The 15,342-nt window shown below is 75.1% G+C and carries 16 protein-coding genes; 6 read left to right on the forward strand and 10 right to left on the reverse strand.

Annotated elements, in window-relative coordinates; all coding sequences use genetic code 11:
- Positions 1 to 91 precede the first annotated feature (91 nt).
- The 10 genes from ACWEMJ_RS02200 to ACWEMJ_RS02245 are packed head-to-tail and all read right to left on the reverse strand — an operon-like array spanning position 92 to position 8,879.
- Positions 92 to 1,456: an acetyl-CoA carboxylase biotin carboxylase subunit gene (locus ACWEMJ_RS02200; protein WP_452135012.1), complete on the reverse strand. Its 1,365-nt coding sequence runs from the start codon at positions 1,454 to 1,456 to the stop codon at positions 92 to 94.
- A 9-nt stretch (positions 1,457 to 1,465) separates the two neighbouring features.
- A complete protein-coding gene (locus ACWEMJ_RS02205; RefSeq protein WP_452135013.1) occupies positions 1,466 to 1,975 on the reverse strand; it encodes an acetyl-CoA carboxylase biotin carboxyl carrier protein in 510 nt (169 codons plus the stop codon).
- Entirely contained in the window at positions 1,972 to 3,654 is a 1,683-nt protein-coding gene (accA, locus tag ACWEMJ_RS02210; RefSeq protein WP_452135014.1) for an acetyl-CoA carboxylase carboxyl transferase subunit alpha, read from the reverse strand. The genes ACWEMJ_RS02205 and accA overlap by 4 nt, the downstream gene beginning before the upstream one ends.
- Before the next feature lie 59 nt (positions 3,655 to 3,713).
- The gene (locus ACWEMJ_RS02215) at positions 3,714 to 4,043 is read right to left on the reverse strand and encodes a TcmI family type II polyketide cyclase (RefSeq protein ID WP_452135015.1); all 330 of its coding nucleotides are present in this window, start codon (positions 4,041 to 4,043) and stop codon (positions 3,714 to 3,716) included.
- Positions 4,040 to 4,498, reverse strand: coding sequence for an SRPBCC family protein (locus ACWEMJ_RS02220; RefSeq protein ID WP_452135016.1), 459 nt, complete (start codon positions 4,496 to 4,498; stop codon positions 4,040 to 4,042). Before ACWEMJ_RS02220 ends, ACWEMJ_RS02215 begins: the two co-directional genes overlap by 4 nt.
- Position 4,499: 1 nt before the next feature.
- Positions 4,500 to 4,754: an acyl carrier protein gene (locus tag ACWEMJ_RS02225; RefSeq protein ID WP_452135017.1), complete on the reverse strand. Its 255-nt coding sequence runs from the start codon at positions 4,752 to 4,754 to the stop codon at positions 4,500 to 4,502.
- Positions 4,755 to 4,781: 27 nt separating this feature from the next.
- Positions 4,782 to 6,005 (reverse strand): beta-ketoacyl synthase N-terminal-like domain-containing protein, encoded by a 1,224-nt coding sequence (locus tag ACWEMJ_RS02230; protein ID WP_452135018.1) that lies wholly within the window; start codon positions 6,003 to 6,005, stop codon positions 4,782 to 4,784.
- Positions 6,002 to 7,267, reverse strand: coding sequence for a beta-ketoacyl-[acyl-carrier-protein] synthase family protein (locus tag ACWEMJ_RS02235; protein ID WP_452135019.1), 1,266 nt, complete (start codon positions 7,265 to 7,267; stop codon positions 6,002 to 6,004). Before ACWEMJ_RS02235 ends, ACWEMJ_RS02230 begins: the two co-directional genes overlap by 4 nt.
- Entirely contained in the window at positions 7,264 to 7,695 is a 432-nt protein-coding gene (locus ACWEMJ_RS02240) for a cupin domain-containing protein (protein WP_452135020.1), read from the reverse strand. Before ACWEMJ_RS02240 ends, ACWEMJ_RS02235 begins: the two co-directional genes overlap by 4 nt.
- Before the next feature lie 41 nt (positions 7,696 to 7,736).
- On the reverse strand, positions 7,737 to 8,879 hold the full coding sequence (locus ACWEMJ_RS02245) for a SchA/CurD-like domain-containing protein (protein WP_452135021.1): 1,143 nt from the start codon (positions 8,877 to 8,879) through the stop codon (positions 7,737 to 7,739).
- 217 nt (positions 8,880 to 9,096) lie between these two features.
- Here ACWEMJ_RS02245 and ACWEMJ_RS02250 point away from each other — a divergent pair, with 217 nt between their 5' ends.
- From ACWEMJ_RS02250 to ACWEMJ_RS02275, 6 genes are all read left to right on the forward strand, one after another.
- Positions 9,097 to 10,770 (forward strand): FAD-dependent oxidoreductase, encoded by a 1,674-nt coding sequence (locus ACWEMJ_RS02250; protein ID WP_452135022.1) that lies wholly within the window; start codon positions 9,097 to 9,099, stop codon positions 10,768 to 10,770.
- Between the two features lie 229 nt (positions 10,771 to 10,999).
- Complete coding sequence (locus tag ACWEMJ_RS02255) at positions 11,000 to 11,548, forward strand: RNA polymerase sigma factor (protein ID WP_452135023.1); 549 nt, start codon at positions 11,000 to 11,002, stop codon at positions 11,546 to 11,548.
- Positions 11,545 to 12,363 (forward strand): zf-HC2 domain-containing protein, encoded by an 819-nt coding sequence (locus ACWEMJ_RS02260; RefSeq protein WP_452135024.1) that lies wholly within the window; start codon positions 11,545 to 11,547, stop codon positions 12,361 to 12,363. The genes ACWEMJ_RS02255 and ACWEMJ_RS02260 overlap by 4 nt, the downstream gene beginning before the upstream one ends.
- A gap of 66 nt (positions 12,364 to 12,429) precedes the next feature.
- Positions 12,430 to 13,236 carry an ATP-binding cassette domain-containing protein gene (locus ACWEMJ_RS02265; protein WP_452135025.1) on the forward strand — a complete coding sequence of 269 codons (807 nt, stop codon included), beginning with the start codon at positions 12,430 to 12,432 and terminating at the stop codon, positions 13,234 to 13,236.
- Positions 13,233 to 14,630 (forward strand): hypothetical protein, encoded by a 1,398-nt coding sequence (locus ACWEMJ_RS02270; RefSeq protein ID WP_452135026.1) that lies wholly within the window; start codon positions 13,233 to 13,235, stop codon positions 14,628 to 14,630. The genes ACWEMJ_RS02265 and ACWEMJ_RS02270 overlap by 4 nt, the downstream gene beginning before the upstream one ends.
- Entirely contained in the window at positions 14,630 to 15,193 is a 564-nt protein-coding gene (locus ACWEMJ_RS02275; protein ID WP_452135168.1) for a hypothetical protein, read from the forward strand. The genes ACWEMJ_RS02270 and ACWEMJ_RS02275 overlap by 1 nt, the downstream gene beginning before the upstream one ends.
- The last annotated feature ends 149 nt before the right edge of the window (positions 15,194 to 15,342 follow it).

The raw sequence follows: 15,342 nt of genomic DNA on the forward strand, positions 1-15,342 counted from the left end.
TATCGCACCCTATACGCCTCCCCTGACCACCCCCCCCCCGCCCGAAGCGGGGGGGCCCCCCGGACCGCCCCCCCTCGGCGGGGCGGGGGGGCTACGGCCGGGCCGCCGTCTCGGCGGCCATCTCGGCGACCAGCGCGGTGGTGTGCCGGCCGGCCCGGAAGCGCGGGTCGGCGAGGGTGCGGCGCAGGTAGTCGGTGGTGGTGCGGACGCCGGGGCCGTCGATGCGGAACTCGGCGAGGGCGCGGTCGAGGCGGGCGACCGCCTGGTCGCGGTCGGGGGCCCAGGCGATGGTCTTGGCGAGCAGCGAGTCGTAGTCGGGTCCGACCGGCCAGCCGGGGTAGGCGTGGGTGTCGACGCGGACGAACGGGCCGCCGGGCGGGACGAACTCGGTGAGCAGGCCGGGGGTGGGCAGGAAGCCGCGTTCGGGGTCCTCGGCGTTGACCCGGGCCTCGATGGCGGCGCCGCGCGGCCGGACGGCGTCCTGGCGCAGCGTGAGGGGTTCGCCGGCGGCGATGGTGAGCTGTTCGCGGACCAGGTCGATGCCGGTGACCATCTCGGTGACGGGGTGTTCGACCTGGAGGCGGCAGTTGACCTCCATCAGGTAGTAGGCGCCGTCGGGGGCGAGGACGAATTCGAAGGTGGCGGCGCCGACGTAGCCGACGGCGAGGGCGCCGCGGACGGCGGCGGCGCAGATCTCGCGGCGCAGCGGGTCGGGGAGGTTGGGGGCGGGCGATTCCTCGATGAGCTTCTGGTGGCGGCGCTGTACGGAGCAGTCGCGTTCGCCGAGGTGGACGGCGTTGCCGTGGTGGTCGCAGAGCACCTGGACCTCGATGTGGCGGGCGCCGTCGACGTAGCGTTCGAGGTAGAGCCGGTCGTCGCCGAAGACGGCGCGGGCGTGGGCACGGGTCTCCTGGAAGGCGGTGGCCAGGTCGGCGCCGTCGCGGACGACGGCCATGCCGCGTCCGCCGCCGCCGGCGACCGCTTTGAGGATGATCGGGTAGCCGGTGCGGGCGGCGGTCTCGCGGGCTTCGGCGGGGCTGCGGACGGCGCCGGTGGAGCCGGGCAGGACGGGCAGTCCGGCTTCGGCCATCAGGCGGCGGGCCACCGATTTGTCGCCGAGTTGTTCGATGACGTGCGGGGGCGGGCCGATGAAGGTGAGTCCGGCGGCTTCGCAGATCTCGGCGAAGTCGGGGTCCTCGGAGAGGAAGCCGTAGCCGGGGTGGACGGCCTGGGCGCCGGTGAGGCGGGCGGCCTCGATGACGGACGGGATGTGCAGGTAGCTGGCTTTCGCGGCGGCCGGTCCGAGGTGGACGGCGCGGTCGGCGACGCGGACCACCGCCGAGTCGCGGTCGGCGGTGGAGTACAGGGCGACGGTGCGGATGCCCATCTCCCGGCAGGTGCGGGCGATCCGCAGGGCGATCTCGCCGCGGTTGGCGATCAGCACGGTGGTGAACACGCCGGCCCCCTAGGCGGGTTCGACGGTGATCAGGGGCTGCTGGAACTCCACGGCGGTGCCGTCGGCGACCAGGATCTCCACCACCCGTCCGGCGGTGTCGGCGTGCACGGGGCTCATCATCTTCATCACTTCGAGCAGGCCGACCGGCTGGCCGGGGGTGACGCTGTCGCCGACGGTGACGAACGGCGGCGCGCCCGGTTCGGGCGCGTGGTAGAAGGTGCCGATCATCGGGGCGCACACCTGGTGGCGGTCGTCCGCGGGTTCGGCCTCCGACGACGACGGCGACTGCGACGGCGCATGGGCCGGGGCGGCCCCGTCGTGGCCGTCCCATTCGACCTCGACGGCGGTGCCGAGGTGTTCGAGGCGGATCCGGCGGGGCGGGCGGCTGCTGGTGCGGGCGAGTTCGGCGATGCTGCGGCACAGTTCGGCGAGGTCCGCGGTGTGTTCGGGGCCGCCGGAGCCGTCGCCGGTGAGGGCGATCCGTCCGCGGGACGGCTGGTGTTTCACCTCGACGGTCATGGCTGGCTCCAATCTGCCGCGGCGGGGCCGGTGTCGGCGCCGTAGCGGTGGAAGCGGGCCCGGCGGGCGGCGCGCAGCCGGTCCGGGTCCCAGGGGATCAGTTCGCGCAGGGCCTCGGTCACGGCGGCCTCCAGCAGGTCGGCCGCGGCGGCGTGGTCCTGGTGGGCTCCTTCGGGCGGTTCGGGGACGATGCCGTCGACGACGCCGAGGCTGAGCAGGTCGCCGGGGTGCAGGCGCAGCGAGGCGGCGGCGGCGGGGGCGGCCTGCGGGTCCTTCCACAGGATGGCGGCGCAGCCTTCGGGGCTGATCACCGAGTAGATGCCGTTGGCGCTGACCAGGACGCGGTCGGCGACGGCGAGCGCGAGGGCGCCGCCGCTGCCGCCCTCGCCGATGAGCACAGCAACAATAGGGACGGGCAGGCGGGCCATCAGCCGCAGGTTCTCGGCGATGGCGGCGGCCTGTCCGCCGGTCTCGGCCTCGGGTCCGGGGTTGGCGCCGGGGGTGTCGATCAGGGTGACGACGGGCAGGCCGAGTTTCGCGGCGAGGCGCATCAGCCGGTTGGCCTTGCGGTAGCCGGCGGGCTGGGCCATGCCGAAGCGGCGTCGGCGGCGTTCGCCGAGGTCGGGCCCGCCCTTGTGGTGGCCGATCAGGACGACGGGGGTGCCGGCCAGGCGTCCGGTGCCGGCCACGATGGCGGGGCAGTCCTCGGTGAGCCGGTCGCCGTGGAGTTCCTGGAAGTCGTCGACCAGGCGGCGGATGTAGTCGAGGGTGGTGGGCCGTTCGGGGTGGCGGGCGAGGCGGACGTTCTGCCAGGGGTCGCGGTCGGCGAGTTCGTCGGCGGCGCGCAGGATGGCGGTGGGGTCGCCGGGGGGCCGGGGCGCGGCGGGGGGTCGCAGGCCGAGCAGGCGGCCGAGGACGGGGCGCAGGCCGATGCGGGGGACGACGTCGTCGACCATGCCGTGGGCGAGCAGGAATTCGGCGGTCTGGAAGCCGTCGGGGAGTTTCTCGCCGGTGGTCTGTTCGATGACGCGGGGTCCGGCGAAGCCCATCCGGGCGCCGGGTTCGGCGAGGATGACGTCGGCGAGGGTGGCGAAGGAGGCGGCGACGCCGCCGTAGGTGGGGTCGGTGACGACGGTGACGGTGAGGATGCCGGCTTCGTCGAGTTCGGCCATGGCCTGGGCGGTCTTGGCCATCTGCATCAGCGACAGCACGCCTTCCTGCATGCGGGCGCCGCCGCTGGCGGTGACCAGGACGAGCGGGACGCGGCGCTCCAGGGCGGTGGTGGCGGCGTGGGTGATCAGGGCGCCGACGGCGCAGCCGAGGCTGCCGCCGAGGAAGCGGAAGTCCATCGCGGCGGCGACGCAGGGCTGGCCCTCGATCTGTCCGGCGGCGCACAGCACGGCCTCGTGCAGGCCGGTGTCGGCGCGGGCCTGGTCGAGGCGGTCCTGGTAGGGGCGGCTGTCGACGAAGCCGAGCGGGTCGTGCAGGGCGGGCACCGGTCCGAGGGGTTCGGCGGTGCCCGGGTCGAGGAGTTGGGCGAGCCGCTGCGGGGCGGTGAGCCGCCCGTGGTGCCCGCAGTCGGGGCACACCCGCAGGGCGCGGTTCCAGCGTCTGCCGTAGACCAGGCCGGCGCAGCCTTCGCAGCGCACCCAGTCCGCCGGTTCGCTCTGTTCGGCCACGGCGGCTCTCCCTTCCCTGTGCAATTCGCCTGTGCAATTCCGTTGTGCGGTGGGACAGTTCAGCGTTCCCAGCGGTAGAACTCGCGGGCCATGGCGTCCTTGGGGCTGCGCCAGGTGGCCGGGTCGTAGGCGTCGACGTAGACGGCGAGCCGTTCGCTGATGTCGCGGAACTCGGGGTGTTCGGCGTACTTGGCGACCTCGGCCCCGGCGGGGCGCTCGGATTCGATGAGGTGCAGGTAGACGTCGCCGAACTGGAACAGGCTGCGGCCGCTGACGCCGATCAGGCCGGGCAGCGGGCCGCGGTCGGAGTCGGCGAAGACGCCGGCGATGTGGTCGGCGGTGCCGGGTTTCATCCGGGCGACGATCAGGGTGCGGTGGGTGGCGGTCATCGGGCCGCGCCGGCGCGGTGTTCGACCTTGGCGCGGATCAGCTCCATCTGGATCTTGGAGTTCTGGTTGATCCGGTCGGTCATCTGCAGGTCGTCGACGGGGGCGGTGGGCTTCATCGCGAAGTCCTGGATCCACCGCATCCGGGTGCCCTGCGGCACCTCCTCGTACTCCCAGCGGATCTCCATGAACTCGAACGGGCCGGGCTCGACCCGGCGGGCGCGGACGGCGAGCTTGTCGCGGTCGGTCTCGCGTTCGGAGACCCAGCTCCACACCTGGCCGTTCTCGTCGGGGTGCATGGTGAGCCGGAAGCGCACCAACTGGCCCTGCCGGTCGAGGATTTCGACGCTCGCGTACTCGCTGAACAGCTGCGGCCACTGCTCCAGGTCGTTGGTGACGTCCCAGACCAGGTCGACGGGGGCGTTGATGAGGACGGTGTTGTCGGTGTGTCCGGGCATCTCAGGCACCAGCTTTCACGGTGGAGTTGACGGTCTGCAGGAACTCGGCGACGGGCCGGCCGAGCAGTTCGGTGGAGTCGATGGAGACGCCGTAGCGGTTCTCCAGGTCGGCGAGCACGCCGAGCACCCCCAGCGAGTCGACGCCGAGGTCGAGGAACATGCAGCCCGGGTCGGCGAGTTGGTCGACCGTGACGGGGACGCCGGCCCGGGTCTTGATCAGGGTGGCGAGTTCCTCGTAGGTGATCTCGGATGCCATCTGTTGCTCCTTGCGGTGGGGTGGTGGTCAGGCCCGGCGCAGCACCAGGGCGGTGTTGGATCCCATCTGGCCGCGGCTGAGCACCAGGGCGGTGCGCAGGTCGGCGGGGCGCGGGTGGCCGATGACCAGGTCGAGTCCGTGCGGGCAGTCCTCGGTGTGCGGGGTGGGCGGGACGAGGCCCTGTTCGAGGGCTAGCACGGCGGCGGCGACGTCGAGTGCGGGGGCGCCGCAGTGGGCGCGGCCGAATCCGGCCTTGGGGGCGGTGACGGGGACGCGTTCGGCGTGTTCGCCGAGCGCGTCGGCCAGCGCGAGGGCTTCGGCCCGGTCGGCCTCCGGGGTGCCGAGGGCGTCGGCGAAGACCACGTCGACCTCGTCGGGCGCGCAGTGCGCCTCGGCGAGGGCGCCGCGGACGGCGTGGGCGAGTCCTTCGCGGCTTTCGGCCCAGCGGGCGGCGCCGGTGAAGGTGGCGGTGTGGCCGGCGATCCGGGCCCGGGGGCGGGCGCCGCGCCGGCGGGCGGTGTCGGCGTCCTCGACCACGAACATGGCGCCGCCCTCGGCGGGGACGAAGCCGGCCGCGTCGGAGCCGAACGGGCGGTAGGCGCGTTCGGGGTCCTCGGCGGTGGAGAGTCCGGGGTAGCCGAGCTGGCAGACCATCGAGTACGGGGCGATGGGTGCTTCGGCGGCGCCGGCCAGCACGGCGTCGGTGCCGCGGGCGACGGCGCGGGCGGCGTGCGCGAGGGCGTCGAGGCCGCCGGCCTCGTCGGAGGCGACGACGCCGCAGGGGCCCTTGAAGCCGCCGCGGATGGAGATCTGGCCGGTGGAGGCGGCGTAGAACCAGGCGATCGACTGGTAGGGGCCGACGTGGTGGGGGCCCTCGGACCACAGGTGCTGGAGTTCGCGCTGGCCGAACTCGCCGCCGCCGGAGCCGGCCGCGGTGACCACGGCGACCTGGAACGGGTCGTCCGGTCGGGGCCTCAGCCCGGCGTCGGCCATGGCGAGTTCGGCGGCGGCCATCGCGAAGTGGGTGAACCGGTCGGTCTGCACCAGGTAGCGCGGCTCGACGTACTCCTCGGCGTCGAAGCCGCGGACCAGGCCGGCGATCCGCAGCGGGAGGTTCTCGCAGCCTTCCCGGTCGATCGGGGCGAGCGCGGAGCGGCCCTCGCCGAGGGCCTTCCAGTAGTCGTCGGCGCCGATGCCGTGCGGGCAGACCACGCCGACGCCGGTGATCACCGCGCTGCGGGGGGTGTTCATAAGGCCGTCTCCGCTCTGCTCAGCACCACCGCGGACTGGAAGCCGCCGAAGCCGCTGCCCACCGACAGCACGTGGCGCAGCGGCAGTTCGCGGGCGGTGCGGGGGACGTAGTCGAGGTCGCACTCGGGGTCGCGTTCGGTGTAGTTGGCGGTCGGCGGGACCACGCCGTGGTGCAGGGCGAGGGTGCAGGCGACCAGTTCGATGGCGCCGATCGCGCCGAGCGAGTGTCCGACCATCGATTTGATGGAGCTCATCGGGGTGCGCCGGGCGTGTGCGCCGAGGGAGCGTTTGACGGCGGCGGTCTCGTGCCGGTCGTTCTGCTTGGTGCCGGAGCCGTGCGCGTTGACGTAGTCGACGGCGTCGCCGGGCAGTTTCGCGTGTGCGAGGGCGTGGTCGATGGCCTCGGACATCTCCACGCCTTCCTGGGTGAGGCCGGTCATGTGGTAGGCGTTGCCGAAGGTGGCGAAGCCGCCGAGTTCGGCGTAGATCCGGGCGCCGCGCCTGGTGGCGTGCTCCCATTCCTCCAGCACGAGGACGGCGCCGCCCTCGCCGAGCACGAAGCCGTCGCGGCTCGCGTCGAAGGGGCGGGAGGCGTGCGCGGGGTCGTCGTTGCGGGCGGAGGTGGCCTTGATGGCGTCGAAGCAGGCGACGGTGATCGGGGAGATCGGCGAGTCGCAGGCTCCGGCGACGATGACGTCGGCGCGGCCCTCCTTGATGGCGAGGGCGGCGTAGCCGACGGCGTCCAGGCCGGAGGTGCAGCCGGTGGAGACGGTCTGCACGGGGCCGTGCGCGCCGAGCTGTTCGGCGACGGCGGAGGCCAGGGTGGACGGCGAGAAGGCCCGCTCCAGGTGGGGTTCGGCGGGCCGGTGGTCGACGGCCCAGTGTTCGCCGCGGTTGCTGACCAGCACGTAGTCGTGTTCGAGCCGGGTGGTGCCGCCGACGGCGGTGCCGAGCGAGACGCCGATCCGCCACGGGTCCTCCCGGGCGGGTTCGAGTCCGGCGTCGGCGACCGCTTCGGCGGCGGCGACCAGCGCGAACTGCACGTAGCGGTCGTTGCGGGCGGTCTGGTCGGGGGTCAGGCCGTGGGCGGCGGGGTCGAAGTCGCATTCGGCGGCGATCCGGGAGCGGAACCCCTCGGGGTCGAACAGGGTGATGCCGCGGGTGGCGGTGCGGCCGTCGGTGAGCAGCCGCCAGAACTGCGGGACGCCGATGCCGCCGGGCGCGACCACGCCGATCCCGGTCACCGCGACCCGGCGGTTCACGAGGCCGCCCCGGCCGGTTCGGGCGGCCCCGCCTCGGAGTCGCTCGGCTCCTCGGTGTCGACGTGGCCGAGTTCGGGGCGGGGCGCGAGCGGCCCCAGGTGGAAGACCATCCGGGCCTGCCCGGTGCCGGTGTTGCGGAACCGGTGCCGCATCCCGATCGGGATCATCAGGCCCTCGTTCGGCCGCAGCGGCTGGGTCTTGCCGTCCAGGTCGACGTCGAGTTCGCCGGCCACCACGAACACGAACTCCTCGGAGTAGGGGTGGTAGTGCTCGCCGATCCGCTCGCCCGGCTCGACGATCGCCAGCCCCATGAATCCGCTGGTCGCACCGACCGCCGTCGGGGTGAGCATGGCCCGCAGGTCGCCGCCGCGCTTGCGGTTCGGGGGCGCGTCGTCGACGTGGACGATTCGTGGCATCTCGGTGGTCACGGTGGATTCCTCTCCGGCGTGGGGACGTGGGTGGCGGTGGGTCAGGCGTCGGCCGAGCGGCGGTCGGTGACCGGGGTCATCGCGCACTCGGCGAGCAGGTGGCGCAGGCCGTCGGCGCTGGGCACGGGGTGTTCGGCGGGGATGACGGCGAGCTTGGCGAGCACGGCGGCGGCGCGCGGGCCGGCCACGCCGAGGGCGGTGGCGGGGTCGCTCGCGGGGTCGGTGAGCAGGTCGACCAGGCGGACCACCAGGTCCTCGCGGCGGTACACGGTGGCGCGTACCAGCGGCGAGCCGGGGTCGGCGGCGGCGTGCTCGTCCTCGCCGGCCAGCAGTTCGGCGAGCGCCTGGCCGCGGTCGGGGCGCACCGGGTACAGGAACGCGTGCCGCTGCACCTGGCCGGACTTGAGCGCGGCGTGGTGGTGGACGGCGGGCAGTGCGGCGCGCTGGAAGAAGTCGCGGGCGGACAGCGGGTCGTCCAGGTCGCGGTCCTCCTCCAGGTACGGGTTGATGGCCTCCTCGACGGCCCGCACCTCGGGCTGCCGGGCGACGTGCCGCAGCGCGGCGACCAGGTCGCCGGCCACTTCGACGCAGCGCACGATGCGGTTGCCGCGCATGAACAGCGAGGTGCGCAGCAGCCGGGTGGTGTCGTCGACCCGGGCCTGCGGGGAGCGGTAGCCGGCCAGCAGTTCGGCGGCCTTGGCCTCGGCGCCGGGCTTGACGGTGAAGCTGAGCGCGTGCCGCACCACGCCGTCCGGTCCGGGCCGGGGCGCGGCGGGCAGTCCGGGGTGGTGCTCGCCGGGGCGCAGCGGGGCGGCGGGGCTGTCGTAGGTGCGCTCGCCGTGGGTCTCGCGCAGCACGGTGTAGCGCAGCGAGTGGGTGTCGCGGACGCAGCCGTGCATCGGCTTGACCATCTCGCGGTGGGCGGGGCTGTCGACCCAGGCGAGGAACGGCGCGGCGCTCTCCCATTCGCTGGTGATCAGCCACCGCGACGGGTCGTCGATGGACTGGCAGAGCTGGTCGCTGACGTGGCCGGGGACGGCGGAGACCTGATGGCGCAGCAGTTCGTAGGCGTCCAGGAAGCGGTCCTGGGCGCCGTCGTGGACGTCGAGCATCAGGACGACGCGAAGCCGGCCCGCGGCGGGCCGGCCGGTGGCGGTCTCCTCGGTTTGGGAGAGCAGGGTCATGGCGGCGGATCCTGTCGTTGGTTCGCACATGGGCCCTCGGCCGGCCGTCGGTGCCGTCCGGCGGGCGGGGCTGGTTCGCACTCGATCGTCACGGGGGCGCGGGGCGGGCGCGAGAGTTCGCGGCCATCCGAGGGAAGCACCCTGCGTGGCCGTCGGCGGCGGGGGATGGATGCGGGGTCCGGCGTATCCAGCGCCCCGCACGGATGGAGCAGTGCTGATGAACACACAGATGGCGGACCGGGTGCCGGTCCTGGTCGCGGGCGGTTCCCTGGTGGGGCTGTCGGCGTCGCTCTTCCTCGGTCGGCTCGGCGTGCCGCACCTGCTGGTGGAGCGGCACCCGGAGACCTCCCGGCACCCGCGCGGGCGCGGCAACAACCTGCGCACGATGGAGCTGTTCCGCACCGCCGGGGTGGAGGACGACGTCCGGGCGGCGGCGTCCGTGCTGGCCGACAACCACGGCATCCTGCAGGCCGAGACGCTGTCCGGCGGCGAGCAGGAGTGGCTGTTCCGCGAGATCGACCCGGGCGGGGGCCTGGCCAGGTTCAGCCCGTCCAGCTGGTGCCTGTGCAGCCAGAACGACCTGGAGCCGGTGCTGCTGCGGCACGCCGCCGAGCGGGGCGACGTCCGGTTCAACACCGAGCTGGTCTCCTTCGACCAGGACGCCGACGGGGTGACGGCGCGGCTGCTGGACCGGGCCACCGGCGAGGAGCGCACCGTGCGGGCCGACTACCTGGTCGCGGCGGACGGTCCGCGCAGCCCGGTCCGGGAGCGCCTGGGCATCGGGCAGTCCGGGCGCGGCGACCTGTTCCACAACGTCAGCGTCACCTTCCGGGCCAAGCGGCTGGCCGACGTGGTCGGCGACCGGCGGTTCATCGCCTGCTACCTGACCGACCCGGCCGGCGCGGGCGCGCTGCTGCCCGTCGACAACCAGGAGCACTGGGTCTTCCACCTGCCCTGGCACCCCGAGCGCGGCGAGAGCGTCGAGGACTTCACCGACGCCCGCTGCGTCGCCCACATCCGGGCCGCCGCCGGGGTGCCCGACCTGGAGGTGGAGATCACCGGCCGGGCCCCCTGGCACGCCGCCGAACGCGTCGCCGACCGGTACGGCGCCGGACGGGTGTTCCTGGTCGGGGACGCCGCCCACGAGATGCCGCCGACCGGCGCGTTCGGCTCCAACACCGGCATCCAGGACGCCCACAACCTGGCCTGGAAGCTCGCCGCCGTCCTGGCCGGCTGGGGCGGGCCCCGCCTGCTGGACTCCTACGAGAGCGAGCGCCGCCCCGTCGCCGTGCAGACCGCCGCCCGTGCCGCGGCCCGCTCCGTCGAACACCAGCACCCCGGCTTCGACGCGGCGCCCTCGGGCGGGCCGCGCACCAACGTCCTCGCGGTGGCGCTCGGTTACCGCTACCCGGAGGGCGCGCTGGTCGGCGCGGACGCCACCGCCGGCGTCGTCCCCGAACGCTTCGCCGCCACCGGCGAACCCGGCACCCGCGCCCCCCACGTCTGGCTGCGCGACGCCGCCGGCACCCGCCTGTCCACCCTCGACCTGTTCGCCGAGGGGCCGCTGCTGCTCGCCCCCGCCGAGGGCGGCGGCACGTGGCCGGCCGCCGCCCGCCAGGTCGCCCGGCAGACCGGCGTCCCGCTGCGCTGCCTGCTGATCGGCGAGCACGGCGACCTCCACCCCGAACCCCCGCCCGCCCACCTCCCCGCCGGCGCCCGCCCCACCGGCCCCGTCTCCCCCACCACCTGGCCCGCCGCGTACGGGCTCCACCCGGGCGGCGCCACCCTGATCCGCCCGGACGGCTTCGTCGGCTGGCGCGCGACAGACGCCGTCGGCGACCCGGCAGCGGCCCTCCTCGTCGGCGTCCGCGGAATCGCCGGCCTGACCTGAGGGGGCGGGCGCGAAAACAGGGGCGCGGGGAACTGCGCGACAAGCGCAAAGCCCGTCCGCAAGGTCGCGATCAAGTGCAGGTCATTGTCCTACGTCGCGATCTTGCGGACGGGGCACCTCCCGCTTCGCGCAGTTCCCCGCGCCCCCGGTTTCGCGCCCACCCGCTGTCAGCGTGACGCGGATCACCCTGATTCGAGAACCCGTCCGCACGCCCTCGCGTCTGGCAGGTGTGAAAGCACTGCACGAGCTGGACGAGGAACGTCTGCTCCGACTGGTCGCCAGGAGCGACCGAGCGGCGTTCGACGAGTTGTACCGCCGCACCGCCCCCTGGCTGGCCCTGCGGCTGCGCCGTCGCTGCGCGGACGAGCAGATCGTCGCCGAGGTCATGCAGGAGACCTTCCTCGCGGTCTGGCGCGCGGCGGGCGCGTTCGCCGGCAGTGCGGTGGGCGGCAGCGCCGTCGGCTGGTTGTGGACCATCGCGGCCCGCCGCCTGGTCGACGCCTTCCGCCGCCGCGCGCACCACGCCGAGCCGCCGGTCGCCGTGGCCGAGCAGGCCGTCGCCCCGGCCGCCGAGGAGGAGGCGCTGGCCGGAGCGGTCGGCGGCGACGTGGGGGACGCGCTGCGGCGCCTGGCCCCCGAGCTGCGCGCGGTGCTGCAGGCCACCGTCCTCGACGGGCTCTCCGTCCGGGAGGCCGCCGTCCTGCTGGGACTGCCCGAGGGCACGGTGAAGACCCGTGCCCGCCGGGCCCGGATCGCGATGCGGAAGGAACTGGCATGAGCGCGGAGCACGCATCGGCCGGGTTGATCGGGGCGTACGCGCTCGGCGGCGACGGCCTGCCCGCGGACACCGTCTGGGCCCTGGAGGCGCACCTGGAGGGCTGCGCGCCCTGCCGGGGGCTGCTCGCGGCGACCGTGCCCGTCGCGGCGCCCGGCGTCGCGGCGCTCGTCGACTCCGTGCACGCCGCGCTCGGGCCGCAGCTGGACGCGGTCCGCCCGGCGCCCGTGCGGCGGCGGTCCCGGTGGCTGCCCGCCTGGGCCGCGCCGGCCGCGACGCCCTGGCTGCTGACCGCCGTCGCGGTGGTGCTGCTGGCCCTGACGCTGGAGTCCGCCGGGCCGCCGAACCTGTTCGGGCAGGTCTCGCCGCTGCTGCTGGTCGCGCCGGTGCTGCCGCTGTGCGTGGCCGCCGCGGCCTGGGCGCCCGGCCTCGACCCGGCGCACGAGCTGACCGCCGCCGCCCCGCGCTCCGGCCTGCCCCTGCTGCTGCGCCGCACCGTCGCCGCGCTGGCCGTGGTGCTGCCGGTGCTGCTGGCCGCGGGCGGGCTGACCGGCGCGATGACGGCCGCGCAGTGGCTGCTGCCGTCGCTCGCCTTCACCACCACCGCGCTCGCCCTCGGCAGCGTCGTCGGTGTCGGCCGTGCCGCCGCCGCCCTGGTCGCCGTCTGGGCCGCCGCCGTCGCGGCCCCGGTGTGGGCCACCGGCCGTCTGCCGTTCGTCCTGCGCACCGAGCAACTGCCCGGCTGGGCGCTGCTCCTCGTCCTCGCCGCCGCCACCGTGCTCGCCCGCCGACACGCCTACTCCACGCCCCGCGCCTGACCTGCTGCCACCTGCTCAACTGCCCTGCCGGGCCGTCCCGTTCACCCCTTTTGAGAGGAACCACCCATGCCACGCGCCGTCAGCGCGGCCTCCGTCGCGCCCAGGACCCATGCCTGGGAGATCCGGGCCGAGGGCCTGCTCGTCCGGGCCGGACGCAAGAAGATGGCCGTCAACGGCCTGGATCTCCGGCTCGGCACCGGGGCCCACGGGCTGCTCGGGCCGAACGGGGCCGGGAAGACCACGCTGATCCGGGCGCTGGCCACCGTGCTGCGTCCGGCCGGCGGCGAGTTGGAGCTGCTCGGCACGGCCGCCGACCGCGCCGACCTGCGGGCGCTGCGGCGCCGGATCGGCTACCTGCCGCAGGACTTCGGCTACTACCGGCGTTTCACCGTCCGGGAGTTCGTCGAGTACATGGCCTGGCTGAAGGAGGTCCCGAAGGCCGAGATCCCCGGCGCCGTCCAGCGGGCGGTGGAGCGGGTCGGCCTCGCGGACCGCGCCGACCACCGGATGCGGACGCTGTCCGGCGGCATGGTGCGGCGGGCCGGCATCGCCCAGGCCATCGTCAACGACCCGGACCTGGTGCTGCTGGACGAGCCCACCGCCGGGCTGGACCCGGCGCAGCGGCTGCGCTTCCGCGAGCTGCTGCAGGACCTCGGCCGGGACGCCTGCGTGGTGGTCTCCACCCACCTGGTCGAGGACGTCGCCGCCGCCTGCTCGGACGTGGTGCTGTTCGCGGACGGCCGGCTGGTCTTCCAGGGCACCCCGGACGACCTGGCCGCCGCCGGCGGCCCCGAACACCCGGGCGACAGCCCGCTGGAGCGCGGCTACTCGGCGCTGCTCCGCCACTCCGAGCGCCCCGGGGGCATCTGGTGAACACGCGCGTACTGCGGACCGAGCTGCTTCGCTCGGCCGCGCCCTGGGCCGGGCTGCTGGTGCTCGGCGGCTCGCTGGCCGTCCTGTTCGCGATCGACGGCATCTGGTGGCGCGGCACGGCCGGCTGGACGGCGCAGTGGGTGCCGATGGCCCTGTGGACGCGCTGGCTGCTGGGCTTCTGGTGGCCGCTGGTGATCGGCGTCGGCGCGCTGTACGGCCTGCGCGACGCCCGGTCGGGCACGGCGGAGCTGTTCGGCACCGTGCCGAAGCCCGCCTGGCGGCGCGCCGCGCTGCCCGCCGGCGCGACGGCCGGGGTGCTGGCGGCGGGCTTCGGCCTGGTGGTGGCGGCCGGCGCGGTGCAGGTCGCGGCGGGCGACAGCGGCTACCGGACGCTCGGCTGGCTGCCGATCTCGCTGGTGGCGGCGCTCGCCCTGGTCGCGGGCGCGGTGTTCGGCATGGGCGTGGCGCGCGCCGTGCCCTCGGTGCTGACCCCGCCCGCGCTGGTGGTGCTCTGCCTGCTGACGGCGGACATGCTGCTGCGGTGGAGCGGCGACGACGCGGTGCCGCACAGCATCGCGCCGAACCGGCTCGCGCTGTTCTCCCCGGTGACCGTCGATCCGCGCGAGGCGCTGCTCACCCTGGCCGGTCCGGTCCATCTGGGCCAGGCGCTGTGGTTCCTGGGCCTCGCGGTGACGGGCTTCCTCCTGCTGGTCGCCGCGAGTCGGCGGGCCCGGCTGCTGGCCCTCGTCCCCGTGCTGGCGGGCGCGGCGCTGGCGCTGGCGGTGCTGCCCGGCGATCCGCGCCACACCTGGGTGCTGGATCGGGCTGCGGCGCGGCCGGTGTGCGACGGGCCGGTGTGCGTGACCACGCTGCACCGGAACAGGCTGCCGGAGCTCGCGGCGCGCGGCGCCGAGGCGCTGCGGGTGCTGGACGGCGCGCTGGGCGAGCGGGCGCCGCGGTCCATCGCCGAGGACGGCTCACCGCGTGCCCTCGGCGACCTCCGGCAGGTGTCCGCCGGGACGGTGCTGGTGGACTTCGACGAACGCGAGTTCGCCCGGGCGAGCGGGCCGGACCTCACCCGGGCGCTGGTCGCGCAGGGCCTGGTGCCGACCTGCTACGCCCGCACCGACCGGGAGGGCGGCCTGGTCCAGGACGCCGCCGTGCAGAGCCTCGTCGCGAGCTGGGCGCTCGGCGACCCCGCGCCGGTGCCGGTGGAGACACCGGGCTCGAACGAGTACGACCGGCAGGTCTGGGAGGAGGCCCGGGCCGCGTGGACGGTGTTCGCCGCCCTTCCCCCCGCCGAGCAGCGGGCCCGCGTCGCCGCGCTGCACGAGGCCGCCGTGTCCTGCTCGACGAAGCACCGGCTGTCCGCCCTGACCGGAGCGGAGGGATGATGAACTGGCTTGTGCTGTACGCCCGTTCACGCCAGGTGCCGCTGTCGGCGGCGGTGCTCGCCGGGGTCGCGCTGACGCTGTGCGTGCTGGTGCGCGACGCTCCGGCCGGCACCGAGAACCGGGGCCTGGCCGCCCTCGTCCTCACCGCCGGCGTGGTGGCCGCCGTCGTCGGCCTCGGCGGGCAGGACGCGGTGCTCGACCGCACCGCCGCGATCCGCTGGGCGCCGCGGCGTGCCGCGCACGTCCTGCTGATCGGCGCCGCCGCCGGCCTGGCCCTGCTGGCCGGACCGCGGCTCACCGACGCCGCGGTGGTGCTCCGCGACAGCGCGGGCCTGACCGGCCTGGCCGCCCTCGGCACCGCCTGCTGGGGCACCACCTACGGGTGGACGCTGCCGACCGGCTGGCTCGCCTTCACCATGCTGGTCCCCCCGATGGCCGGCCGCCCGGGCCACATCGCCTCCTGGCTGGTCCAGCCCGCCGGTACCACGGCGTCCACCGCGACGGCGACGGTCCTGGCACTGGCCGGCACCACGCTCTACGCCCTCGCCGGGCCGCGGCGGTAGCGGGGCACGAGGACGGGGCCCGCCCAGGGTGAGGAAGCTCCGCGGCAAGCGCAAGGCCCGTCCGCAAGGTCGCGATCACGTGCAGGTCATTGTCCTGCGTCGCGATCTTGCGGACGTGATGCGTTCCCCTTCGCACAGGTCCGCCCCCT

It is taken from the genome of Kitasatospora sp. NPDC004531 (genome assembly GCF_053602195.1).